The following is a 23,686-nucleotide window of genomic DNA, read 5'->3' on the forward strand; positions in this document are numbered from 1 at the left end:
GACGAGGACCGGGGCGACGAACGTCAGTCGACCTGCTCGACCTGCGACAGCGAGAAGCCGGTGACCATGCCGAGCAGGTCCGACGGCGACGGGTCGAAGCCGGCGAACCGGTCGCCGCGGTAGGCGAAGCGGAAGTCCTCCACGTACAGCGGGGTGAGCAGCGCCTGGTCGTGCACGTAGGCGTCGATGCCCTTGATCTTCTCGACGAAGGCCTCAGGGTCGGCCGTGACCGCGGCGTCGTTCACCAGGGCGTCCAGCTCCGGGTCCTGGACGAGGTTGTAGTTGATCCCGCCGGGGTTGGACGACAGATAGGTGCTGCGCAGCTGGTCCATCGGGTTGTCGAAGACGCCCCACTGCGACAGGTCGATGTCGTAGTCGCCCTCACGGGTCCGGCTCAGGAAGGTGTTCCGCTCGATGCAGGCCAGGTTGAGCTGGATGCCGGCCTCGGCCGCGCTGTCGCGGACCACCTCGGCGACCCGGGTGAGGTTGGCGTTGGACTGGTCGCACACCACCTCGAACTGGAGCTCGTCGAACATCCCGTCACCGTCGGCGTCGGCGTAGCCCGCGCTCTCGAGAAGCGAGCGCGCCCCGGCCGGGTCGAACGGGTACGGCTGGAGCTCGGTGTTGTCGTAGTCGGCGAAGATCGGCGCGATCGGGCCGGTCATCTGCTGGCCGTCACCCTGCAGGATCGTCTCGATGATCGACTCGGTGTCGACCACCATCGAGAGCGCCTGCCGGACCGCCTGGTCGGCGAGCACCGGATGCTGCATGTTGTACGTGAGGTGGGCGAAGCCGAGCGACTCCACCGTCTCGATGGCGATGTTCTCGTCGCCCTCGAGCGAGGCCACCGCGGAGACCGGCACTGGCGTGCCCATCAGGTCGATGTCGCCGTTGCGCAGCGCCAGGATCATCGTGTTGACATCCGGGTAGACGACGTACTCGACCGTCTCGACGGCGGCGCCGCCCTCCGGGGCGTGGGGGTAGTTCTCGTTCGCCTTCAGGGTGTAGCGCTGGCCGGGCGTCGCCGAGTCCAGGACGTACGCGCCGGCGCCGACCCAGTCGGAGTCGTTGGCGAACTGGGACAGGTCACCGGCCTCGCTGAAGATGTGCTCGGGCACGATGCGCATCCAGAACCCGACGCCCTCGGCGAACGGGGCGTAGGGCTCGCTGAGGTGGAAGGCGACGGTCTGCTCGTCGCGGACCTCGATGTTCTCGACCCAGGTCAGCTTCGCCGCGACGTTGCCCAGCTGGTAGTCCATGATCGACTGGGCGGTGAACGCGACGTCGGTGGCCGTCACGGGGGTGCCGTCGGTCCAGACGAAGTCGTCGCGCAGGTGGAAGACGACGATGCTGCCGTCGGCCTCCGTGGTGTACTCCTCGGCGAGCTCCGGCACCTTCTGCGCGTTGCCGTCGATGCGCAGCAGCGTCGGGTACGTCGCGTTCAGGATCCAGCTGTCGGTCTTGGACAGCGACTGCAGGGGGTTGAAGTTCTCGACGTCCGTCGTCGTGCCGATGCGCAGCGTCGCCCCGCCCGACTGCTCGCCGGAGCCGCTGCCCGCGTCGCTCGTGTCGCCGCCGCCCTCGTTGAGCGAGCATCCCGTGGCCGTCACCATGGCCGCGACGATCAGCGCCGCGCTCGTCGCGCGGACGCGTCCGATCTTCCCGTTCACCAGACCTCCTTGAGTACGCGCAGGATGTTGAGACCGATGACCTTGCTGATGTCCTCGTCGGACCAGTCGTTCTTGACCAGCCAGCCGACGATGTTGGTGAAGTTCTCCGCCGGGTTCTCCACGCCCGCGACGTACGGGACGCGCGAGTGCTCCACGTGGCCGTGCGCGTTGGCGATGGTGAGATGGCCGGTGAAGGAGTCGTGCAGCCCGACATGGTCGCCGAAGTTGGTGTCCGGGCCGAACGCGACGTGGTCGATGCCGACCAGGTCGACGCAGTACTGGAAGTGGTCCATGACCGACTCCAGCGAGTGCTCGGGGTGCTCGTCCGAGAGCGTCGTGTGGGGTGCGGCCTCGATGCCGATCACCCCGCCGCGCTCGGCGCAGGCGACGATGACGTCGTCGGGCTTCATGCGGTTGGTTGGCCAGACCGACCGGGCGCCGGCGTGGGTGATGAACACCGGCACGGCCGAGCGGTCGATGACGTCGCGGCTGGTGCGGTCGGACGAGTGCGAGATGTCGATCGCGATGCCCAGCGTGTTCATGCGGTCGACGGCGCGGCCGCCGAACATGGTGAGGCCGCCGTCCTGGGGCTCGGCGAGCCCGGCGCCGAGCTGGTTGGCCATCGAGTACGCGATGCCCATCTGCCGCACGCCGAGGCCGTAGAGGATGTCGAGCCGGTCCAGCTCGTTCTCGATCATCGTGGCGGCCTCGAGTCCTGCGACGAGCGCGATCCGGCCCTGCGCTTTGGCACGCTCGAGATCGGCGACGGTGCGGGCGAGCACGACGTGGTCCTGCTGCGCGACGTCGGCGAAGCGCAGGCCCAGGTCGAAGATGACGTCGTTCCACTTCCAGCCGTGCTCGGACGTCACGCAGTTGGTGCCGTTCATGAAGTTGTCGAAGAAGGCGGTCATGCCCGACCGCGCGATGCCCTCGAACCCGAACGCGTTGCGTCCGGTGCCGTTGTACTCCTTCAGCAGGGACGGGTCCGTGGTGAGGATCTTCGGGTGCTCGTGCAGGGAGATGACGTGCTCGCGGCCGAGGATGTCCGTCACGCGCCGCGTCTGCTCCTCGTCGAGCCCGAGGTCGTACGCGGGCACGCGGCCGATCTCGGGTGCGAGGTCGAAGACGCGGAAGTCGGTGTGCGGTTCGAGGTAGTCGAAGCTGCGGTAGCCCCGGTAGCGCACGCCTGGTTTCTGCATCTACATCTCCAAGTGGTCCAACCTCTTTTGATGGCACACCATAACGAGAGGTTGGACCTCTGGGAAATTGGCTGACTGATCGAAACCGCGTGAATCGTCGGGGCGAGTCGGCTTGTGGCGGTCCAAGCGGGGCCTTGACCTGCACTGTCGTCGAGTCAGTCCAGCGGCGGCGTGATCGTCAAAGCGCTCACGTGGCTCGGGATCGTTACGTGAAGGAAACGTCAGTTCACTATTCGGTCATTTTCCGGGCCGTGTCCCCGCTCTGCGGAGTGTGCGATCTGGGCCGGCACCGGCGACGCGGCGGCGGAGGATCCTGGGCCGGTTCAGGTCAGGTGCGGTACTGAGCGGCGAGAGGGCAGCGGAACGGGTCTGTCGTGGCATGTTCGACGGTGTTGAGGTAGCGGACGATCACGCGGTAGGCGCCGACGAAGCTGGTTTCGGTGTAGTGGATGTCGTGTTTGGCGCAGTGGTCGCGGACGAGAGCTTGTGCCTTGCGTAGGTTGGGGCGGGGCATGTTCGGGAACAGATGGTGTTCGATCTGGTAGTTGAGCCCGCCCATGGCGAAGCTGGTGAGCCGGCCGCCGGTGATGTTGCGCGACATCAGGACCTGGCGGCGCAGGAAGTCGATCTTCATGTCGGGTGGGACGATGGGCATGCCGAGGTGGTTGGGCGCGAACGCGCCGCCGAGTAGGAGGCCGAACAGTGCCATCTGGACACCGAAGAACGCGGCGGCCTTGCCCGGTGGCAGAACGAGCAGCAAGACGGTGATGTACCCGCCGAAGCGGCCGGCGATGAACGCGACTTCCCACCAGCGGTGCTTGAGCTGTTGCTGATGCAGCAGCCGCTGGATGCTCGCGATGTGTAGGGCGAGGCCCATGAACAGGGCGAGGGGGAAGAAGTAGCCCTGCCATCGGGTGAGGCGGGCTGCCAGGCCGCGCCGATTCGCGGCGATGGTGGGTGTGAAGGCGAAGGCGCTGGGTCCGATGTCGGGGTCCGCGCCTTCCTTGTTCGGGTTGGCGTGGTGACGGCTGTGTTTGCTCATCCACCAGCCGTGGCTGAGGCCGACGAAGAGTCCTGCCAGCACCCGGGAGGTCCAGTCGTTCCAGTGATGGGACGTGAAGATCTGTCGGTGTGCGCTGTCGTGGCCCAGGAAGGTGAGCTGGGTGAGCACGGCGCCGAGTCCCGCGGCGAGGAGTAGCTGGAACCATGAGTTGCCGAGGAAGGCGAAGATCACCCAGATTCCGGCGAGGGCCGTCATGGTGATGATGATCTTGGACCAGTAGTAGGCGTAGCGGCGGCGGAGCAGTCCAGCGGCCTGAACCCGGTGCGACAGTTCGGTGTACGTGCTCACGTACCGCACCCGCCGCGACACGGCCTCGGGTTTGGTCGTGGCGGTCGAGCTCGGCGAAGTCGGTGTCATGCGGGTCTCCCGGCGGTCAGGGGTGGATGGCGCGAGGATCCGCTCGGGATGACGACCGCCCGTACGGTGGAATCATTCGACTCGTTGTCGGGCAGTCGCATGACCAAGCCCGTCTTCGGCCTCTACGGCCGACACACCTCGAACGGCGTAGCTGGAACCATCAGCGGTTCCTTGTCCAACGCCGCTGACGACCATTCTACCCGAGACGCGATGGTCTCCGGGATGAGTCTGATCGGCCCGAGCATCCTGAGCCTCAGCGGCCACGTTCGCGACGGTCTGATGAAAGGGCAGTTCCCTCGCCCGGCTACGCCGCGGCCGGGGTCACGGGACCGCTGGGCCCGACCGGGCGCGGTACCTGCGCCGAGGGCGCGGCGATGAGCTCCTCGAGCTCTCGTTCGATGGTCGCGGGCGTAATCGGCAGAGGTCGGGCGAACACGCTCAGGAGTGTGTCCACGGACTGTTCCACGGTGAACCTCGTGCTGGCGTCTCGACGAGCAGCCAGCGAGAGTGGCCCGGCCGCCACGGCCGCTCGGATGCCCCAGGCGAGCGCCTCGGCATCATCGGGCTCGACCAGGATCACGCCTCCGCAGTCGGTCTCGGGTAGCCCGCCGTCGTCGGAGGCGATGACGCGGCAACCGGCGTGCTGGGCCTCGATCGAGACGATGCCGAAGGTCTCGTGCCAGTACTGGCTGTTGGACGGCATCACGACGATGTCGTGATCGGCCATCAGGGCCGCCATCGCGGCCGGTGTCTTGCAGGAGGGGACGACGGAGATCCTCGGATGCGCGTCGAGCAACCGTTCGATGATCTTTCCCTGCGGCTTGTCGGCGCCGGCGGTCGTCGCCATGAAGTCGAGGTCGAGGTCTTGGTCGATGACGTCGATGTGCAGGGTCGACAGGAGGGTGTAGATGCCCTTCTCCGGGCTCAGGCGACCGGCGAAGAGCACCCGGGTCGTCCCGCTGTCGTTTGCCGGCCTGGGCTGTGCGGCGAAACATGGCTCGGCGAACGGGTACACGACCCTGATGGTCGCCAGGTCGACGTCCAGGAACCGTGACCACACCTCGGCTGCGTAGCGGCTGGTGGCGATCAGGGCTCGATCCCTGGTCCCGGCGACGGCGAACGCCTTCTCGCGCTCCCGGATCGGCGGCGGGTTGTGCAGGATCAACAACGCCGGCGACCTGGTCGGCACGATGTGCGGTTCGTTGACGAAGACGACGGTGCCGTCGAGGTCACCAACCTCGGCCAGCGTCGGCAGAGACAGGAACGGGATGTCGGTGAACTCGTCACGTCCGTCGGCGGCACCCAGGCCGACGGTGACCACCTGCGCCGGCATGCCGCGTCGGTTCAGTTCCCGAACCTGGCCAACGGTGTAGTTCTCCGAACCGCCGGTGCCGGCCGGAAGCAGATTTCCTGGAGACCAGATGAACGAGATCAACATGCACCACCCACGGGGCTTAGTTGTTGCGGACTCGAACAGGACTCGGCTGTCGTAGCCGTGGTTGCGAGCCCGGACGCGACGAGACGCCATGACGACGGCCCCGGTGCGTAGCCGACCGCGAGTGAGGGACGAGAACGTCACGCTGGAAGACCTGGAGACCCAGGCAGCGGCGCAATCCCACAACGCTCGATGAAACAACGGTCGCAGCTATTTGCACCGTAGCACGTGTGGTGCCGCCACCAGTCCGAACGCCGCGTCCCTCGGGCACTGTCGGTGGTGGGCGGCAAGATGAGCAGGTGCAGCCTGTCGTAGTCCCGGAACCTGGCGGCACCGTGCGCGTCGTGGGCCTGGGTGCGGCCGGCGACGAGCGGCGGGTCGCGGCGGGGGAGTTGGCTGCCGTGGTGCGCGAGGCCGAGGCCAGGACCGAGGTGGGTCCGCGGTGGACCTGGGGCGACACGAACCGGTGGTATCCGGCGCTGCTGGCGGCGGGCGTCCGGGTCGAGCGGGCTTACGACCTGCGGCTGGCGCACCGGATCCTGCGGCAGTCGGCGCTTGCGGCGTGGCCAGGGCCGGACGAGGCGGTCCCTGGGCCGTGGGACACGATGCCGCCTGCACCCCTCACGTCAGCAGGGGCCACGCGCGACGAGCCGGCGACGCTGTTCGCCGGCCTCGGACCGGTGGAGGACGCACCCGAGCCGGATCCGCACTCGGAGCTCGACGCCCAGAACACGGCGGTGGAGGGGTCGTCCGCGGCGGTGCGGTTGCGGCTGCTGCTGGCGGCGGAGTCCGCCGGCGCGCTGCTGGCGGTGGAGATGTACCACGCCGGCCTGCCGTGGCTGGCCGACGTCCACGACGCGGTGCTCACCGAGATCCTCGGGCCGCGGCCGCGCCTGGGCGAACGGCCCGCGCGGCTGGAGGAGCTCGCCGAACTGATCCGTTCGGCGCTGGACGCCAAGCCCAGCCTCAACCCGGACTCACCCCGCGATCTCCTCAAGGCGATGCAGTACGCGGGTGTCGGCGCGCGGAGCCTGCGCAAGTGGGAGCTGGAGCGGCTCGACCACCCCGTCATCGAGCCGCTGCTGGAGTACAAGTCGCTGTACCGGCTGATGACCGCCAACGGGTGGGCGTGGCTCGACGCGTGGGTGCGCGAGGGGCGGTTCCGCAGCGAGTACGTCGTAGGCGGCGTCGTCACCGGCCGGTGGGCGTCGAGCGGCGGGGGAGTGCTCCAGCTGCCGAAGAATGTGCGCCGGGCGGTGGTCGCGGACCCAGGCTGGACCTTCGTCGTCGCCGACGCCGCCCAGCTCGAGCCGAGGGTGCTCGCGGCGATGGCGGGAGACGAGGCAATGGCCGCCGCCGGCCGCGGGGCCGACGGCCGGGGCGCGGACATGTACGCCGGGATCGTGGCCTCCGGCGCGGTGGCGACGCGCGAGCTGGCCAAGGTCGGCATGCTCGGCGCGATGTACGGCGGGACCACCGGGTCAAGCGGCCAGGTGCTGCCGCGGCTGGCGAAGGCGTTCCCGCGCTCGCTGGCGTTCGTCGACGAGGCCGCCCGGGCGGGGGAGCGCGGCGAGGTTGTCACGACGCACCTGGGCCGCAGCTCGCCGCTGCCGGGCGCGACCTGGCACGAGGCGCAGTCCGGCGCGTACCAGGACGACGCCGGTGAGGACGAGGTGGCGCGGGCCAGGTCGTCCGCACGCTCGTGGGGCCGGTTCACCCGCAACTTCGTCGTGCAGGGCACCGCGGCGGAGTGGGCGCTGTGCTGGATCGCGTCGATCCGCCGGCGGCTGTGGGCGCTGGGGCAGGCGCCCGACGCCACGGACGGGCCGGTGCCCGAGCCGTTCGCCGGCCGTCCGCACCTCGTGCTCTTCCTGCACGACGAGGTCGTGATCCACGCCCCGGCCAGCATGGCCGAGGCCGTCACTGATGAGGTTCGGGGCGCCGCGGCCGAAGCGGGTCGGCTCCTGTTCGGCGGCTTCCCGGTGCGGTTCCCGCTGAGCATCGCCGTGGCCGGCTGCTACGCCGACGCGAAATGACTGGGACGTTCCCGCACCGCCGGGCTATCACTCCCGCGAGAACGCCTGGCGCGCGACCGATCCGCTCACCGTCCGGCGGTACTGTCCCGGCGACATGCCGGTGTACTTCTTGAACACGACGCTCATGTACTCCGAGTGGCTGAAGTCCAGCCGCTCCGCGATCTGCTGCAGTGTCCAGTCCGTCGACGACAGCAGCTCGGCGACGTGCCCCATCCGCACGCGCACGATCTCGCCGTGGACCGTCCGGCCCAGCATCCGCGCGAACCGGAGATCGAGCGCGCGCCGGGAGAGCCCGACATGCCGGAGCACGGCGCCCACCGCCAGGTTCTGGTCCGAGCGGTCACGGATGAACCGCAGGGCCGCGGCGACCAGCGGATCGTCGACGGCGAGGATGTCCGAGGACTGCCGGGCCACGATCCGGGTCGGTTCGATCAGCCGTAGGCCTGGCGCGAGGGTGTGCCCTTCCATCATCAGGTCCAGGAGCTTCGCGGCGAGGTATCCCGTCCTCGTGGTGTTCGGCTCGATGCTCGACAGCGGCGGTGTCGTGAGGCTGCCGATGAGCTCGTCGTTGTCGACGCCGATGACGGCGACGGAGTCCGGCACGGCGAGATCGGCGATCTTGCACGCCTCCAGGACCTCCTGACCCGCGATGTCATAGCAGGCCAGCACGCCCACCGGTTTGGGCAGGGCGGTGAGCCACGCCGCGAGGAGCTCGCGGTCGGCGGCGCGCATTCCGGACGGCTTCATCCGGAACTCGTGTGGCGTCGACCCGCGCCCGCGAACCTCCTCGGCGAACCACTCGCTTCGCTTCACCGACCAGCCGAACCGTTCGTCGCCGCAGAAGGCGAAGTTCCGCAGGCCGCGCTCGGCGAAGTGCTCCACGGCCCACAGCGCGATGGTGCCGTCGTCGGTCTCGACGCCGGGCAGCTCCGGTGCCAGTCGTGCCGCGCTGAGATCGACGGTCGGAAGGCCGAGCCGCCGAATGAACCGGGCCGTCTCCTCGTTCTCGATCCGCGCCAGCACGCCGTCACCGTGCCAGCCCTCGAGCCACGAGAAGTCGGTCTCGTGACGGCTGTGCTCGGCCAGGTACATCGACCAGTGTGGGTGTTCCTCCACGTACTTCTTCACCCCGACGAGCAGGCCACGGGCATACGCGTTGGAGGTTTCGACCAGCAGCGCCACGTGCCGCGTCTCGGATATGACCACGTGAAAAATCTAAGGTCTGATGCTGGATTGCGCATGGTTTGACCCGTTGTGCCGTCAATAGCCTGGCACATCACAGGAGGTCAACGATGACGCAGAGAGTGCGGATGGCCATCGCCGGGCTCGGCTTCGGATCGGAGTTCATCCCGATCTACCAAGCCCATCCGGACGCCGAGCTCGTGGCCGTGTGCCAACGGACCGAGAGCGTGTTGCGGGAGGTCGCCGACCGCTTCGGCGTCCCCGGCCGGTTCACCGGTTTCGCCGCGATGCTGGAGGACCCGTACATCGACGCGATACACATCAACACTCCGATCCCGAATCACGCGGAGCACACGATCGCCGCGCTTCGCGCGGGAAAGCACGTGGCGTGCACCGTGCCGATGGCCACCACTCTCGACGAGTGCCGGGCGATCGTCGCGGCCGTGCGGGAATCCGGCAAGAACTACATGATGATGGAGACGGTCGTCTATTCCCGGGAGTTCTTGCACGTCAAGGATCTCGTGGAGAACGGCACGATCGGCCGCATCCAGTTCCTCCGCGGGGCGCACCACCAAGAGATGGCCGGGTGGCCCGGGTACTGGGAGGGTCTTCCCCCCATGCACTACGCGACCCATGCGGTGAGCCCAGTCCTGAGTCTGGCCGGTGCGCTGGCGGACAGCGTCGTGTGCATCGGTTCCGGGCGGATCTCCGCGGAGCTCGCCAGCAGGTACGGGTCGCCGTTCGCGGTGGAGAGCGCCCTCGTGACCATGCGTGACTCGCCGGTCGGAGCCGAGATCGCCCGCTCGCTGTTCGAGACTGCGCGGGAGTACGTCGAGAGCTTCACCGTCTTCGGCGAACTGGCGAGCTTCGAGTGGGAACAGACCCAGGGCTCGGGTCACGTCCTGCACGTCGGCGAGACCCCGAAGACCATCGACGTACCCGACTTCGCCGACCGGTTGCCGCCGCAGATCGCGCCCTTCACGACGAGGGGCGTCTACGACGACGAGAACGAGCACCTCTCGTTCATCCAGGGCAGCGGCCACGGTGGGTCGCACCCACATCTGGCGCACGAGTTCGTTCGCAGCATCGTCGAGGGACGTGCGCCCGCGATCGACGAAATCACGGCGGCGAACTGGACGTCCGTCGGGATCTGCGCCCACGAGTCGGCCATGAAAGGGGGAGCCCGCGTGGCGCTCCCCGACTACGAGGAGATGGCGAGCTGACGGCGACGGCGTCCGTCGTGACGCCGCGGGTCGCGCCTCACGCCGGCCGATCCTGACGGTGACCCATCGAAGAGCGATCGATGCGGCCGTACGGGGGCGTGCCCTGAGTAGCGGGAGGGATCGATGGAGCCTGTCGGGATCGATCAGCACCGGCCGAGCACGACGACCGCGAGGAGCCGCCGGGTCGAGCCACGCCGGCTTCCGGTGCTGGTGGCCGCCGCGGCCGCCGTGGCCCTTGCCGTCTGGGTGACGTTTCTCGCCGACGGCACTCCGGCCGGCCCGGCGACGGAGAACCCGGGCAAGTTCGTGGTCACGGCGCTCGACGCGGTCACCTTCGCCGGTTTGCTGTTCGTCGCGGCATCGGGGTTCACGCTGATCTTCGGGCTGATGCGCACGGTGAACATGGCGCACGGTTCGCTGTTCCTGCTGGCGGCCTACATCGCCATCCGGGTGCAGGAAGCCATGGTCGGCAGGTCGCGCAACATAGATCCGGCCGACGTCGCAGTGCTGGACTGGCTGGTGCCTCTGCTGGTCGGTGCCGGTGTCGCGGCGGCGCTGGGCCTGGTGATCCAGCAGGTCTTCCTTCAGTGGAACGAGGGCCAGGAACTGCGCCAAGCGCTCATGACGCTCGCCATCACGGTCGTGCTGGCTGATCAGATGCTGCGTGAGTTCGGCGGGCTCGCCCAACGGATGGTTTGGCCCGGTGCGGTCACGCACTTCCTCTCCGTCATGGGCGAGCGCTACGCGGTCACGCGCCTGTTCATGCTCGGGGTGGCCGTCCTGGTCGGCGTGCTCCTCTGGCTCTGGCTGACCAGGACGAGCATGGGCATGGTCATCAGGGCCGGTGTCGACGACCGCCAGATGGTGCGTGCTCTCGGCATCAACATCAGGCTGGTGTTCGCGATCACCTTCTTCGTCGGCTCGTTCCTCGCCGGGGTGGGTGGCGTGCTCGGCGCGTCGTTCGCCGGTGCGGCGCCGGGAACGGACGGCAGCTGGCTGTTGAACGCGCTCGTCGTCGTCATCATCGGCGGGCTGGGATCGCTCAAGGGCGCCGCGGCCGGCTCGCTGCTGTACGGCGCGGTCGTAGCGTTCTCACCCGCGTATCTGCCCAGCCAGTACTCCTACTACGCGATCATCATGACCTTCGCCCTGCTGGCGCTGGTCCTCGCCGTCCGGCCGTACGGACTGTTCGGGAGGCCGGCATGACGGTACGCGGTCAGCTCACCCGGAGGAACCTCGTCCTCGCCGCCGTGGTCGTCGTGCTGCTGGCGCTGCCGAGCCTGGCGACGGCGTTCTTCGTCAACTTCGTGATGACGCAGACGCTGATCCTGGGGCTGGCGGCGGCGACGATCGTGTTCCTCGCGAAGTACGCGGGCATGACCTCGCTGGCGCAGTTCCTCCTGTTCGGGGTCGCCGGCTTCATGTTCGGCAACGCCGCCCTGGAGGCCGGCGCACGTGGCCTCAACCTGGGCTGGGACGCGTGGGCGGCCGTGGGGTTCGCGATCGTCGTGACCACCGTGGTCGCGTTCGTCCTCGGCGCCATCGCGAGCCGCACCACCGGGATCTACTTCCTGATGCTCACGCTGGTCTACGCGGTGATCGGCTACTTCGTGTTCGCCCAGATCGTCGAGATATCCGGCCCCGGCGGCATCACGAGCATCCAGCGGCCGGAGCTCCTCGGCCCGCCGGTCCGGCTGTACTACGCGGGCCTCCTGCTCTCGGTCCTGGCCTACCTCGGCTTCCGGTCGCTCGGGCGGACCGCGTTCGGGCTGGCACTGCAGGGGGTCCGTGACGACCCGATCCGGATGGCGTCGCTCGGGTTCAACGTCGCGCTGCACCGGACCCTGGCGTTCACGCTGGCCGGGTTCGTGGTCGGGCTGGGCGGTCTGCTCAACGTGTGGTGGAACGGCCAGATCGATCCGGCGTCGATCTCGATCGGGCCCACCCTGATCCTGCTGATCATCGCCGTGATCGGTGGCATCTCGTCGTTCGAGGGCGCGTGGCTGGGCGCGTTCGTCTACGTGCTGGTGTTCACCTACCTGCGCGATCTTCCGCTGATCGACCGGATCGGCATCACCGAGGCCCGCTTCAACACCGTGATCGGCGTCATCGTGCTGGCGATCATGGTGCTCTCCCCGGAGGGACTCACGGGGATCATCCATCGACTGCGTGGCCGCCTGGAGCGGCCGGCCGCCGCGGCTGCGGACACCTCGACCGGCGGGCCGCTACCCCTGCGCAAGACCGAGAAGGAATTCGGAGGAACACGACCATGAGCAGACTCAGGCGACGAACGGCCCTGGCACTCTGCGCGGTCACCGGCCTGGCGCTGCTGGCGGCCGGTTGTGGCGGCGGTGACGAGGACGACTCGGCCGGCCTCCCGGCGGACCAGGAGACGGCCGCCGGCGAGGTGAGCGCCCCGCCGCCCGGCGACGGCGACGGGGTCCGGTTGGGCATCCTGGGCCAGTGCGAGGGCCCGTTCGGCGGCTTCCACGAAGATGTCGTCGCCGGTACGACACTCGCCCTGGCGCGGTTCGCCGGCGCGACCCCCAACTCCTCCACCAGCGCGCTCGAGGGCTTCACCGGTGCGGAGGTCGCCGGGACCCCGATCGAGCTCGTCGGCATCGGCTGCGGCGACGACACCGCGGACCGCATCCTGCAGGAGGTGCGCCGCCTGGTCGAGCAACTCGGCGCCAACGTGATCATCGGCCCGCTCTCCGGTGACGAGGGCATCGCCATCGCCGAGTACGCGAAGGCGAACCCCGAACTGACGGTGTTCGCGGGGATCTCCGGGTCGCAGGAACAGACACTGCAGGTCCAGGCGCCGAACTACTTCCGTTTCTACGGCGACGGCGCGATCTGGAGCGCCGGCCTCGGCGACCTGCTGCACAACCAGGAGGGATGGGAGACGGTTGCGATCATCGCCGACGACTACAGCTTCGGCCACACGTCCGCGGCGGGTTTCGTCGCCGACTTCTGCGCCGTCGGCGGCGAGGTCACGCACCGTGTGTTCCCGCCGCTGGGCACCACGGACTACTCGTCGTACATCGCTCAGCTGCCGAACCCGGACGAGGTCGACGGCTACTTCTGGGCGGTCGGCGGGACGGGGACGCAGGCCGCGCTGGAGGCGTTCGTCAACGGCAAGGGCGACCTCACCGGTGACCAGCACGCGGGCAACCTGTTCTTCAACCCCGACCTGGCGCAGGCCCTCGGCACCGACATCGCCGGCGCCTACGTCGGCGGCTTCGCGACACTGCCCGGCGACGTCCGGACACCGAAGATCGAGGAGTACCTGGCGGCGGCCGACGAGACCTGGGAGACCATCCCCGGCTCCTTGAGCGGCAACGAGCCCGCCGCACCGTCGGTGGCCGCCGCCTTCGGGTTCTTCTACGGCTATTACACGGCCGGTGTCGCGCTGGCCGAGGCGCTGGAGGCGGTCGGTGGTGACATCTCCGACCTGGACGCGTTCCACGCCGCGGTCAGCGGTCTCACGCTGGACCTCCCGTACGGCGACATCAGCCTGGACGAGAACCGCAGCGGCATCGTCGACGTCGGCCTCTCGCGCCTGGCGCTCGACGAGTCCGGCGAGGTCGTGCAGGAGACGGTGGCCATCGTGCCCGGGGTGGACCAGACCTTCGGCGGCACGTTCAGCCCCGACACGCCGTCGCCGGGGCGGGATTTCCCGGCGTGTGAAGAGCGTGACCTGCCGTGGGTGGGCAACGCCATCCCCGTCGTCGACGGCGTCCCGCAGAGCTAGGGGCCCGTCATGGCGCACACCAGTGCCGCGCAGTCCGAGCCGTCCGGTTCGGCCCCGGTCATCGAGGTCCGCATGGTCACGGTGGCGTTCGGCGGCTTGCTGGCCTTGCGTGGTGTCGACCTCGACATCATGCCGGGCGAGCGGCTGGCGGTCATCGGACCGAACGGGGCTGGCAAGTCGACCCTGTTCAACGTGATCGCGGGAGACATCGCGCCGACGGCCGGCAAGGTGGCCGTCAAAGGGCAGGACTGCACGTACCGGCCGTCGAGGCACCGGCCGCGCCTCGGTGTGGCGCGGACCTACCAGAAGGCCCGCACCTTCGACGGCCTCACGGTCCGCGACAACATCTACCTGGCACTCGCCGGCCACGCGCGGCGGCATCGCGCGCTGTGGCGGTCGTCGGTCGACGCACGGATGCGATCGACGGCGGCGAACGTGGCCGAGACGGTCTGGCTCGCCGGCCAGCTCGACCACCCGGCGGGACAGCTGGCACACGGTCAGAAGCGCCAGCTCGAGCTCGGGATGGCGATCGCCACCGGGCCGGACGTGATGTTGCTCGACGAACCGGCCTCCGGCCTGTCTCGCGGCGAGCGGGAACGACTGATCGAGGTGCTCGAGTCCTTGGCGCCGGAGGTCACGCTCCTTCTCATCGAGCACGACATGGACGTGGCGTTCCGGATCGCGCAACGGGTGGTCGTGATGGCCGACGGCGAGACGGTGACGGCCGGTTCGCCGGCGCAGGTCCAGAAGGACACGAACGTCCACCGGATCTACCTCGGCACGGAGGCGACGGCATGACCGACGATCAGGCGCTGCTCGAGGTCCGCGATTTACGCGCCGGCTACGGAGTCTCCCGCGTCCTTGACGGGGTGAGCTTCCGGGTGGCGCACGAGGCGGTCGCGATCGTCGGCCGCAACGGCATGGGCAAGTCGACACTCTGCGACACCCTCGTCGGACTCCTGCGGGCCTCAGGCGGGGAGGTCGTGCTGCGCGGCGAGCGCATCGACGGCCTCGCCCCGGAGAGGGTCGCCAACTCCGGCATCGCCTACGTGCCACAGGGCCGGCGGCTGTTCCCGTCGCTGACCGTCGACGAGCACCTGGCCATGCTCGCCAGGCGGACGCGCGGCAAGCGGTGGACCCCCGACGCCGTCTACGAGCTGTTTCCGCGGCTGGCCGAGCGCAAGAAGCACGGCGGAGCCGATCTCTCCGGCGGTGAGCAGCAGATGCTCGCCGTCGGACGGGCGTTGCTGTTGAACGCCCACGTGATCGTGATGGACGAGCCGTCCGAGGGGCTGGCTCCGACCATCGTCGACGTGCTCGTCGATGCCGTGCACCACCTGGTCGACCAGGGCGTGGCGGTGCTCGTCGTCGAGCAGAACCTGCGCGCCGCGGTCCGGATGGCGCACCGGCAGTTGGTCATGGTGTCCGGCCGTCTCGAGGCCGAGTTCGCCGGCGACGAGCTGCTGGCACGGCCGGACCTGCAACACCGGTACCTCGGTGTGGGCGGACATGAGCTGGAAGGGGAGTACCGATGAGGCCGACGAGGACGTTGGGGGTCAACACCTGGGTGTGGACCTCGCCACTGACCGACCAGCGGCTGGCCGAGCTGGCGCCGCGCATCCGGGAGTGGGGCTTCGACGTGATCGAGCTCCCGGTGGAGGACCTGGGTGACTGGGACCCCGAGCACGCGAGGAAGCTGCTCGACACTCTCGGGCTGTCTGCGACCATCGTGCTGGCCATGGGGCCCGGCCGCGAGCTGGTGGCCGCCGACCACGCGACCATCGCCGCCACTCGCGACTACCTGCGACGGGTGGTCGACGTGGCGGCCACGGTCTCCTCGCCGGTGGTGGCCGGCCCGGCCTACACGTCGGTCGGACGTACGTGGCGGATCGGCGGCTCGGAGCGGCCCGCCTGTTACGAGCAGCTGCGCGATGGCCTCGCACCGGTCGTGGAGCACGCGGCGGCGGCCGGCGTCACGGTGGCGGTCGAGCCTCTCAACCGGTACGAGACGAGCTTGATCAACACGGTGGACCAGGTTCTCGAGGCGCTGGACGGCCTGCCGGCCGACGGCGTCGGCGTGGCCCTGGACATTTACCACATGAACATCGAGGAACGGAGCATCCCGGAGGCCATCCGGCGGGCCGCGGACCGGATCGCACACGTGCAGGTGTGTGCGAACGACCGGGGCGCGCCGGGCGCGGACCACCTCGACTGGCCGGGCATCGTCGCCGCGCTGGACGAAGCGAGGTACCGGGGCCCGCTCGTGATCGAGTCCTTCACCGGGGAGAACGCGACGATCGCCACGGCCGCGTCGATCTGGCGGCCGCTGGCGAAGAGCCAGGACGCGATCGCCGTCGACGGGCTCTCCTTTCTCACCGGTGTCGTGCGGGGAGGAGGTACTCCCTGAGGGCCGGGAACGACTCCTTCCTTCCGCAACGAAGCGACGGTGAGAGGGCTATGCGACGACGTTATCGGTACATCCCGTTCATGGTGCTGACGGCACTGCTGTTATCGGTTCTCCCGGGTCTGGCAGTCAGCTCCGCACAAACCTCTGATTCCGCGTACGACGTGCTGTTCTTCCACAAGACGACAGGCTTCCGGCACGATTCGATCCCGGCTGCCATCGCCGCGGTCGAGGAACTGGGCGCGGCGAACGACTTCGCGGTGACCGAGACGCAGGACGCGTCGGTGTTCACCGACGAAGGACTGGCGCAGTACGAGGCCATCGTCTTCTTCACCGACGGTGAGAACACGCTCGACGCTGAGCAGCGGCATGCGTTCGAGCGCTACATCCACCGCGGTGGAGGTTTCGTCGGACTGCACTCGACGTCGAACATGGACAAGACGGACTGGCCCTGGTGGTCCGATCTCATGGGTGGTGCGTTCTTCCTGAGCCATCCCTCCGGCGCCGACCAGTTCCAAGACGCCACCGTGCGGGTCGAGGAGCCCGAGCATCCGTCCACGGCCGGCCTGCCGGCCGAATGGGTCCGCGAGGACGAGTGGTACAACTTCACCGCCAACCCGCGCGAGAAGGTGCACGTCCTGGCCACGCTGGACGAGTCGACCTACGACCCGGGCCCGGACGCCATGGGGGAGGACCACCCGATCGCCTGGTGCTCCGAGTTCGACGGTGGCCGCACCTGGTACACGGCGCTGGGCCACAGCTCCGAACACTACGCGGAACCGCTGCTGCGCGAGCACCTCCTCGGGGGCATCCAGTGGGCGGCGGGCGTGGCCGAGGGTGAGTGCGGTGAGCCTCGCGAGGGCATCCCCACCGAGGCGTCGTTCGAGAAGGTGACCCTGGACGACAACACCGCCAACCCGATGGAGCTGGCCGTCGCTCCTGACGGGCGGGTGTTCTACGTCGAGCTGGGCGGCGCGGTGAAGATCTACGATCCCGACACCGGCGCCGTGACGGTCGCCGCGCAGATCCCGGTTCACCGCGGCAACGAGAACGGCTTGCTGGGTATCGCCCTCGACCCCGACTTCGAGACGAACCAGTGGCTGTACCTGTTCTACAGTGCGCCGTCGCCGCAGGTGCAGCACGTCTCCAGGTTCACCGTCGACGGTGACGCGCTGGACCTGGCGTCCGAGGAGCTCCTGCTGGAGATCCCGCACCAGCGTGAGGTGTGCTGTCACTCCGCGGGCTCTATGACGTTCGGTCCCGACGGCAACCTGTTCATCTCCACCGGTGACGACAGCGCCCACTTCGCGTCGCAGGGCTATGCCCCCATCGACGGGCGCATCTACGACGAGTACCAGAGCGAGGACGCCAAGCGCTCCTACGACGCGCGGCGCACGTCCGGCAACACCAACGACCTGCGCGGCAAGATCATCAGGATCACGCCGGAGGACGACGGCACGTACTCGATCCCGGAAGGGAACCTGTTCCCTCCGGGCACCGAAGGCGCCCGGCCCGAGATCTACACGATGGGTCACCGCAACCCGTTCCGGATCGCCGTGGACGACGAGACCGGCTGGATCTACGCGGGCGAGGTCGGCCCCGACGCCGGCAGCGACAACCCCGACCGCGGCCCTCGCGGCTACGACGAATGGAACCAGATTCGCGAGGCCGGGAACTACGGCTGGCCGTTCTGCATCGCCGACAACCAGCCGTACCGGCAATGGGACTTCGCCACCAGCACCCCGGGCGAGTTCTACGACTGCGAGAACGGCCCGGTCAACGACTCGCCGTTCAACACCGGACTGGACGTCCTCCCGCCGGCGAAGGACGCGTTCATCTGGTACCCGTACGGCGAGTCGCCACAGTTCCCGGAGCTGCCCACGGGCGGCGGCCGCACGGCGTACGCCGGGGACGTCTACCACTACGACCCGGACCTGCTGGGCGACGGCCAGTTCCCGGAGTACTACGACGACGCGGTGTTCGTCATGGAATGGTCGCGCAAGTGGATCGGCACGCTGCGACTGGACGAGAACGGCGACTACGAGAGCTTCGAGCAGTTCATGCCGAGCACGCTGTTCCGCAGCCCGCACGACATGGAGTTCGGCCCGGACGGGGCGATGTACCTCATCGAATGGGGCATGGACTTCAACTACGCAGGTGAGAACGTCAATCCGGATTCCGGTCTCTACAAGATCAACTACACCAAGGGTGCGCGGACCCCGATGGCGGAGGCGAGCTCGGACGTCGACTCCGGACGCACTCCGCTCGAGGTCACGTTCTCCAGTGCGGGAAGCCACGACCCGGACGGGGACGAGCTGACGTTCGCGTGGGACTTCGGCGACGGAACCACGACCGAGGAGCCGAACCCCACGCACACCTACACCGAGCCCGGCGAGTACACCGTCCGTTTGACGGTCAGCGACCCGTCCGGGCGCTCCAGCAGCTCCAACCTCACGATCACCGCCGGGAACACCCGCCCCGAGGTGACGATCGAGCTGCCGGCCAATGGCCAAGTCTTCGACTGGGGCGACGAGATCCCGTACCGGGTCTCGGTCCTGGATGCCGAGGACGGGTCGGGGGACGCGATCGACTGCGAACGGGTGACCGTCCAGCAGGGGCTCTACCACGACGAGGGCGGTAACGCGCACGTGCACCCGGGTCAGGTGCAGAACGGCTGCGAAGGGGTGCTCGCCACTCAACCAGACGCGGAACACGGCGAGGCCGCGGACATCGCGCTGACGGTGACGGCCAGCTACACCGACGACGGCGGCGAGGCGGGGGCTCCGCCGCTGACCGGCGGGGTGACGCACTTCTTGCAGCAGAAGCGCAAGGAGACCGAGCACTTCGCCGAGTCGTCGGACGTCGTCGTCGGGGTAGCCGCCGACGAGGAGACCGGTGGTGGCGACGCGATCACGGGGCAAGGCGGCGCCTGGGCGTCGTACGAGCCCTACAACCTCGCCGGCATCGGCGAGATGACGCTGCGGGTGGCGGCGGCCGATGACACCACGGTCGAGGTCCGGCGGGATGCGCCCGACGGCGAGCTGCTCGCCACGGCTCAGATCGAGGGTAGCGTCGAGATCGAGCGTGCAGCCGGTCCGGACGGCTTCCACAGCGCCGTCCGGCTGGGCGGCACGAGCCAGCTGGAGAAGGTGGAGCTCCCCGCGGGCATCGTCAGCGGCGTCGAGGACTTCACCATCTCGGCGTGGGTGAACTGGTCCGGAGGCCAGACGTGGGCGCGCGTCTTGGACTTCGGCTCCGGCACCGGCACCTACATGTTCCTGACGCCGAGCGCTGGCGGGACGAACCGACTCAGGTATGCGATCACGACCGGCGCCGGCGAGCAGGTGATCAACGGGTCGCAGCAGCTGCCCGCCGACGGCTGGCATCACGTCGCGGTCACCCTGGCCGGAACGACGGGCACGTTGTACCTCGACGGTGAACCCATCGGGACCAACGCCGCCATGACGTTGACCCCGTCGGACCTGGGCGTGACCGAGCAGAACTGGATCGGCGACTCCCAGTGGTCCGCGGACCCCCTGCTCGACGGCGCCGTCGACGATGTCAACCTCTTCGACCGGGCCTTGGCACAGGGTGAGATCCAGTCGCTGATGCAGACTCCTGGCGGCGACGTGGGCGGCGGGACCGTCGCCTGGTACCAGTTCGACGAAAACGGCGGTGCCGCGGCCGTGGACTCCTCCGGGCAGGGCAACGACGCGACCATCGTCCTCGCCGCGGACGCCGCGGCCTGGCAGGACGTGACGTTCGAGCTGAGCCAGACCGAGGGGACGTTCCCGCTGCACCTCGTCTTCCCGGACGGTCCGGTGCGGGTGAACTGGATGGAGCTCGGTGATTCGGACGTGGACCCGGGCGTCTGTACCGACCCGGACCAGCGGGCGACCGTCGTCGTCGGCGACGTCGACAGCGGCGTGCCGAACCGCGACGCCGGCGACGGGTGCACGGTCAACGACCTCATCCTCGACGACCAGCCGTGGGACGGTCACGGCGCGTTCATCAGGCACGTGCAGCAGGTGACGGCTCAGCTCGTGGCCGACAGCGTCCTGACCTCACGGGAAGGGCGTGACGTCAACCTGGCGGCCAGCCGCAGCGACATCGGCCGCGGCTGAGCCGGGTCGCACGTACTGACGCCGGTGGCCCGGGGCGTCCTGCCCCGGGCCACTCCGCCGGCATTGGTTGGAGCAGCCCCGGGTCACGCTCCGGTGAACATGCGGTTGAGCCCCACGTCGGTGTTCCAGGTGCGGTGGTGCGCCTCCAGCAGGTAGGGGCGCAGCCGGTCCGTGCGCGCCTTGACGGCCGCGAAGTCGGCGCGGTACTTCTCGGCGACGTCGGCCACATGCTCCACCAGCGTGCGCTGGTCCATCGTCGTCAGCACTCGGTCCTTGATCACGACCCTGCCGTCGACGACGACGTCGGTGACCGCGCGTCCGGACTCGGTGAACACGAGCTGCCGCACCGGGCTGTTCAACGGCACGAAGGTCGGGTCCGACAGATCCAGCGCGACCAGGTCGCCGCGGCAGCCGACCGCGATCCGGCCGAGGTCGTCGTCGCGGCCGAGGGCATGCGCGCCGCCGACGGTCGCGGCTCGCCACGCCTGGTCCGCCTGGTTCGGGCCGGGGTCGACGCGGCTGATCGAGGCCATCGAGGCGAACAGCTTCATCGCCTGGAACATGTTCTGGGCGTCACTGCAGGAGGAGTTGTCGCAGCCGAGCCCGAAGCTGATGCCGGCCTCCTCGATGGCGTGGATGGGCGGGATGCCGCTCTTGAGCTTGAGGTTGCTGAGGGGGTTCAGCACGACGTTCGTGCTGGTCTCGGCCAGGAGCTCGATCTCCTCCTGCAGCAGCCAGACGCTGTGCGCGAGGTTGACCCGCGGACCGGCCATGCCCTCGTCGACGAGACGGCGGATGAGGGACCCGTCGTAGCGCGGGTACTCGAGGCGGGCCTGCAGAGCCATCGCCCGCGACTCGTAGATGTGGCTGAAGATCTGCAGGTCGTACTTCTCCGCCAGCGACACCGTCCGCTCGATCAGGGCGGTCGTGCACCGCTCCGGCGCCGACGGGCCGAGCGCCCAGGTCACCAGCCGGTGCGGAGCTCGGGACAGGAACGCCTCCTCCAGGTGCGCGAGCTGGTCGATCCGGGCGTCGGGTTCGGCGGCCGTGGAGAGCCCGCCGTGCAGCTCGGGCGGGAACACCTCCTCCCAGTACGGAATGGTGGAGATGCCCTTCCGGTCGGCGTACTGCAGCCCGACGACCGCGCGCAGCCCGATCTCCTCGTACGCCTCGACGACGGCGTCGAGGTGGTCCGGCTCGAAGGGGAACAGCGTGACCATGTCCTGCACCGTGGTCATGCCCGAGCGCAGGTTCTCGTAGGCGCCGATGAGCGTCCGCGCCTTGACCTCCTCGCGGCTTCGCGGTGGGAACTGGGGCGGCAACGCGAGGAGGCGCCAGTACTCCAGCGGCTCCTCCTCCAAGGTGCCCTTGGCCAGCGTGTCGTGGGAGTGGTAGTGCGAGTTGATCATCCCGGCGACGACCAGCTTGCCGCTGGCGTCGAGGACCTCGCAGCCACCGGCGGGCGGCTCGATGTCCGGCGCGAGCTCGACGATGACACCGTCGCGGACCAGGACGTCGAGCCGCTCGGGCTGGCTGTGGACGTCGGTGCCGCGCAGCACCCGCCCGCCCGTGACGAGGAGCTCGGACGTCGATGCGGACGGGTCAGTCACCATGGTGTGCCTCTCGCTCATTCGTGCTTGGCTCTGAGCAGGCGCTCCATGACGCGCTGCAGGACGATCGTGATCAGGATGAGCAGCAGGACGGTGGCGTAGGAGTCGGCGATCATGAGCCGGCTGGATGCTTGCTCGATCTCGTGACCGAGCCCCTTCTGGGAGCCGAGCAGCTCGGCCAGGACGACGAAGATGGTGACGATCGACGAGCCGATGCGCAGCCCGGCCAGGATCATCGGCCGGGCGGCACCGAACTTGATGTTGAAGTCGACCTGGAGCGAGGACGCACCGAAGGCGCGGCCGACCTGCAGGTACTTCGCGTCGACGCTCCTGAGGCCGCGGATCGTGTTGTAGGTGATCGGGAAGAACGCCCCGACGGCGGCGTAGGCGATCTTGGAGCCCATGCCGACACCGACCCAGAGCAGGAAGAGCGGGTACAACAGGGCGAGGGGGAACATGTAGCCCCACGCCAGCAGCGGTTCCGCGGTCCGTGCGATGACCGGGCCCCGCGACAGCAGGAAGCCGCACAGCAGTCCGCCGACGGCGGCGATGGTGAACGCGGCGAGCATCTCGAGGACCGTGATGCCGGCCTGTTGCCAGGTGTGCGAGCTGCCGACGAGCTGGGTGAACGAGTCGGTGACGGCGGAGAGCTGGGGCAGGATGAGCGGCGACACCTCGCCCGCGGTGTTGGCGTACCGCCACGCGCCGAGGACCGCGAGCAGCAGCGCGAGGCGCAGGGCCCAGATCGTGGCCTGCCGCCGGACGACTCTCCGGCCCGGCCTGGTGAGGGTGATCGGCACTAGACCACCGCCGCCGACGACGACGCGTCGCGCTCGGCCGCGTCGCGCTGGTGGACCTCGAGCTGCTCGAACAGGTGCACGCGGAGGTCCTGGAACCGCTTGGTGGTCATGAACTCGAGCTGACGCGGGCGGGGCGTCTCGACCGTGATCTCCTCGGCGATGCGGCCGGGCCGGGCACTCATCACGACGATCCGGTCGGCCCAGAAGATCGCCTCGTCGAGGCTGTGGGTGATCATGACCACCGCCTGGCCGGCCTCGCCGAGGATCCGGGACAGGTCGGTGCCGAGGTTGCGGCGGGTCTGCTCGTCGAGGGCGCCGAACGGCTCGTCCATGAGCAGGAGCTTGGGCTCGAGGGCGAGAGCGCGGGCGATGGCCACGCGCTGCTGCATCCCTCCGGAGAGCGCACGGGGGTACCGCTCGCCGAAGTCCTTCAGGCCCACGAACTCCAGTTGTGTCTTCGCCTGGCTCATGGCCTCGGCCTTGGAGGCACCGGCGAAGCGCAGCCCCATGCCGGCGTTCTCCTCGACGGACTTCCAGGGGAACAGGCTGTAGTCCTGGAAGACGAATGCGGCGTTGCGCGGGTTGGGTTTGGTCACGGGCACGCCGTCGAACCGCACCGCGCCATCGGTGGGCGAGATCAGTCCGCCCATCGTGTGCAACAGCGTGGACTTGCCGCACCCGGACGGCCCGATGATCGTGACGAACTCGCCGCCCTCGATGGTCAGGTCGATCTCGTGGCAGGCGAGGAGCTCGTCCTTGGTGTCCACACCGTATTTCACGGTGAGGTTATCGACGGTCAGCAGGGACACGGTCGTTCCTTTCGATGCTG

At 68.9% G+C, this 23,686-nt stretch carries 17 protein-coding genes; 9 read left to right on the forward strand and 8 right to left on the reverse strand.

The genetic code is table 11. The features are described 5' to 3' along the window. Positions 1-23: 23 nt before the first annotated feature. The 4 genes from E1269_RS04120 to E1269_RS04135 all read right to left on the reverse strand — a co-directional run bounded on the left by E1269_RS04120 (position 24) and on the right by E1269_RS04135 (position 5,868). A complete protein-coding gene (locus tag E1269_RS04120) occupies positions 24-1,670 on the reverse strand; it encodes an ABC transporter substrate-binding protein (protein ID WP_203432875.1) in 1,647 nt (548 codons plus the stop codon). Then, on the reverse strand, positions 1,667-2,869 hold the full coding sequence (locus E1269_RS04125; RefSeq protein ID WP_131891599.1) for a dipeptidase: 1,203 nt from the start codon (positions 2,867-2,869) through the stop codon (positions 1,667-1,669). The genes E1269_RS04120 and E1269_RS04125 overlap by 4 nt, the downstream gene beginning before the upstream one ends. A 328-nt stretch (positions 2,870-3,197) precedes the next feature. Then, positions 3,198-4,289 (reverse strand): fatty acid desaturase family protein, encoded by a 1,092-nt coding sequence (locus E1269_RS04130; protein ID WP_131891601.1) that lies wholly within the window; start codon positions 4,287-4,289, stop codon positions 3,198-3,200. Positions 4,290-4,593: 304 nt separating this feature from the next. Then, positions 4,594-5,868, reverse strand: coding sequence for a glycosyltransferase family 4 protein (locus E1269_RS04135; RefSeq protein WP_131891604.1), 1,275 nt, complete (start codon positions 5,866-5,868; stop codon positions 4,594-4,596). Positions 5,869-6,023: 155 nt separating this feature from the next. On the opposite strand from E1269_RS04135, the gene E1269_RS04140 reads away from it, so the two are divergent. Beyond that, the gene (locus tag E1269_RS04140) at positions 6,024-7,760 is read left to right on the forward strand and encodes a bifunctional 3'-5' exonuclease/DNA polymerase (protein ID WP_131891607.1); all 1,737 of its coding nucleotides are present in this window, start codon (positions 6,024-6,026) and stop codon (positions 7,758-7,760) included. Positions 7,761-7,787: 27 nt separating this feature from the next. Here the strand turns inward: E1269_RS04140 and E1269_RS04145 are convergent, their stop codons facing one another. Further along, positions 7,788-8,966 carry a XylR family transcriptional regulator gene (locus E1269_RS04145; RefSeq protein ID WP_203432877.1) on the reverse strand — a complete coding sequence of 393 codons (1,179 nt, stop codon included), beginning with the start codon at positions 8,964-8,966 and terminating at the stop codon, positions 7,788-7,790. Between the two features lie 86 nt (positions 8,967-9,052). Here E1269_RS04145 and E1269_RS04150 point away from each other — a divergent pair, with 86 nt between their 5' ends. The 8 genes from E1269_RS04150 to E1269_RS04185 all read left to right on the forward strand — a co-directional run bounded on the left by E1269_RS04150 (position 9,053) and on the right by E1269_RS04185 (position 20,447). Continuing rightward, on the forward strand, positions 9,053-10,165 hold the full coding sequence (locus E1269_RS04150; protein WP_131891610.1) for a Gfo/Idh/MocA family protein: 1,113 nt from the start codon (positions 9,053-9,055) through the stop codon (positions 10,163-10,165). A gap of 123 nt (positions 10,166-10,288) precedes the next feature. Continuing rightward, a complete protein-coding gene (locus E1269_RS04155; protein WP_131891613.1) occupies positions 10,289-11,371 on the forward strand; it encodes a branched-chain amino acid ABC transporter permease in 1,083 nt (360 codons plus the stop codon). Next, the gene (locus E1269_RS04160; protein WP_131891615.1) at positions 11,368-12,438 is read left to right on the forward strand and encodes a branched-chain amino acid ABC transporter permease; all 1,071 of its coding nucleotides are present in this window, start codon (positions 11,368-11,370) and stop codon (positions 12,436-12,438) included. The genes E1269_RS04155 and E1269_RS04160 overlap by 4 nt, the downstream gene beginning before the upstream one ends. Continuing rightward, entirely contained in the window at positions 12,435-13,919 is a 1,485-nt protein-coding gene (locus E1269_RS04165) for an ABC transporter substrate-binding protein (protein ID WP_131891618.1), read from the forward strand. Before E1269_RS04160 ends, E1269_RS04165 begins: the two co-directional genes overlap by 4 nt. 9 nt (positions 13,920-13,928) lie before the next feature. Then, on the forward strand, positions 13,929-14,717 hold the full coding sequence (locus E1269_RS04170) for an ABC transporter ATP-binding protein (RefSeq protein ID WP_131891621.1): 789 nt from the start codon (positions 13,929-13,931) through the stop codon (positions 14,715-14,717). Further along, a complete protein-coding gene (locus E1269_RS04175; protein WP_131891624.1) occupies positions 14,714-15,454 on the forward strand; it encodes an ABC transporter ATP-binding protein in 741 nt (246 codons plus the stop codon). The genes E1269_RS04170 and E1269_RS04175 overlap by 4 nt, the downstream gene beginning before the upstream one ends. Then, the gene (locus E1269_RS04180; RefSeq protein ID WP_131891627.1) at positions 15,451-16,326 is read left to right on the forward strand and encodes a sugar phosphate isomerase/epimerase family protein; all 876 of its coding nucleotides are present in this window, start codon (positions 15,451-15,453) and stop codon (positions 16,324-16,326) included. Before E1269_RS04175 ends, E1269_RS04180 begins: the two co-directional genes overlap by 4 nt. A gap of 50 nt (positions 16,327-16,376) precedes the next feature. Continuing rightward, positions 16,377-20,447, forward strand: coding sequence for a ThuA domain-containing protein (locus tag E1269_RS04185; protein WP_131891630.1), 4,071 nt, complete (start codon positions 16,377-16,379; stop codon positions 20,445-20,447). An 83-nt stretch (positions 20,448-20,530) separates the two neighbouring features. Here the strand turns inward: E1269_RS04185 and E1269_RS04190 are convergent, their stop codons facing one another. From E1269_RS04190 to E1269_RS04200, 3 genes are read right to left on the reverse strand one after another with little or no spacing between them, the layout of a single operon-like run. Next, positions 20,531-22,078 (reverse strand): amidohydrolase family protein, encoded by a 1,548-nt coding sequence (locus E1269_RS04190; protein ID WP_131891633.1) that lies wholly within the window; start codon positions 22,076-22,078, stop codon positions 20,531-20,533. Further along, entirely contained in the window at positions 22,075-22,857 is a 783-nt protein-coding gene (locus E1269_RS04195; RefSeq protein ID WP_131891636.1) for an ABC transporter permease, read from the reverse strand. The genes E1269_RS04190 and E1269_RS04195 overlap by 4 nt, the downstream gene beginning before the upstream one ends. After that, positions 22,857-23,666, reverse strand: coding sequence for an ABC transporter ATP-binding protein (locus E1269_RS04200; protein WP_162606231.1), 810 nt, complete (start codon positions 23,664-23,666; stop codon positions 22,857-22,859). The genes E1269_RS04195 and E1269_RS04200 overlap by 1 nt, the downstream gene beginning before the upstream one ends. Positions 23,667-23,686 lie beyond the last annotated feature (20 nt).

The organism is Jiangella asiatica (assembly GCF_004349065.1).
In the GTDB taxonomy this organism is placed as follows: Bacteria; Actinomycetota; Actinomycetes; order Jiangellales; family Jiangellaceae; genus Jiangella; species Jiangella asiatica.

Bases quoted from the DNA above. Each gene is read 5' to 3' on its own strand.
- E1269_RS04125 (WP_131891599.1), bottom strand. From the start codon at position 2,869: ATGCAGAAACCAGGCGTGCGCTACCGGGGCTACCGCAGCTTCGACTAC.
- E1269_RS04130 (WP_131891601.1), bottom strand. From the start codon at position 4,289: ATGACACCGACTTCGCCGAGCTCGACCGCCACGACCAAACCCGAGGCC.
- E1269_RS04150 (WP_131891610.1), top strand. From the start codon at position 9,053: ATGACGCAGAGAGTGCGGATGGCCATCGCCGGGCTCGGCTTCGGATCG.
- E1269_RS04155 (WP_131891613.1), top strand. From the start codon at position 10,289: ATGGAGCCTGTCGGGATCGATCAGCACCGGCCGAGCACGACGACCGCG.
- E1269_RS04160 (WP_131891615.1), top strand. From the start codon at position 11,368: ATGACGGTACGCGGTCAGCTCACCCGGAGGAACCTCGTCCTCGCCGCC.
- E1269_RS04165 (WP_131891618.1), top strand. From the start codon at position 12,435: ATGAGCAGACTCAGGCGACGAACGGCCCTGGCACTCTGCGCGGTCACC.
- E1269_RS04170 (WP_131891621.1), top strand. From the start codon at position 13,929: ATGGCGCACACCAGTGCCGCGCAGTCCGAGCCGTCCGGTTCGGCCCCG.
- E1269_RS04175 (WP_131891624.1), top strand. From the start codon at position 14,714: ATGACCGACGATCAGGCGCTGCTCGAGGTCCGCGATTTACGCGCCGGC.
- E1269_RS04180 (WP_131891627.1), top strand. From the start codon at position 15,451: ATGAGGCCGACGAGGACGTTGGGGGTCAACACCTGGGTGTGGACCTCG.
- E1269_RS04185 (WP_131891630.1), top strand. From the start codon at position 16,377: ATGCGACGACGTTATCGGTACATCCCGTTCATGGTGCTGACGGCACTG.
- E1269_RS04190 (WP_131891633.1), bottom strand. From the start codon at position 22,078: ATGAGCGAGAGGCACACCATGGTGACTGACCCGTCCGCATCGACGTCC.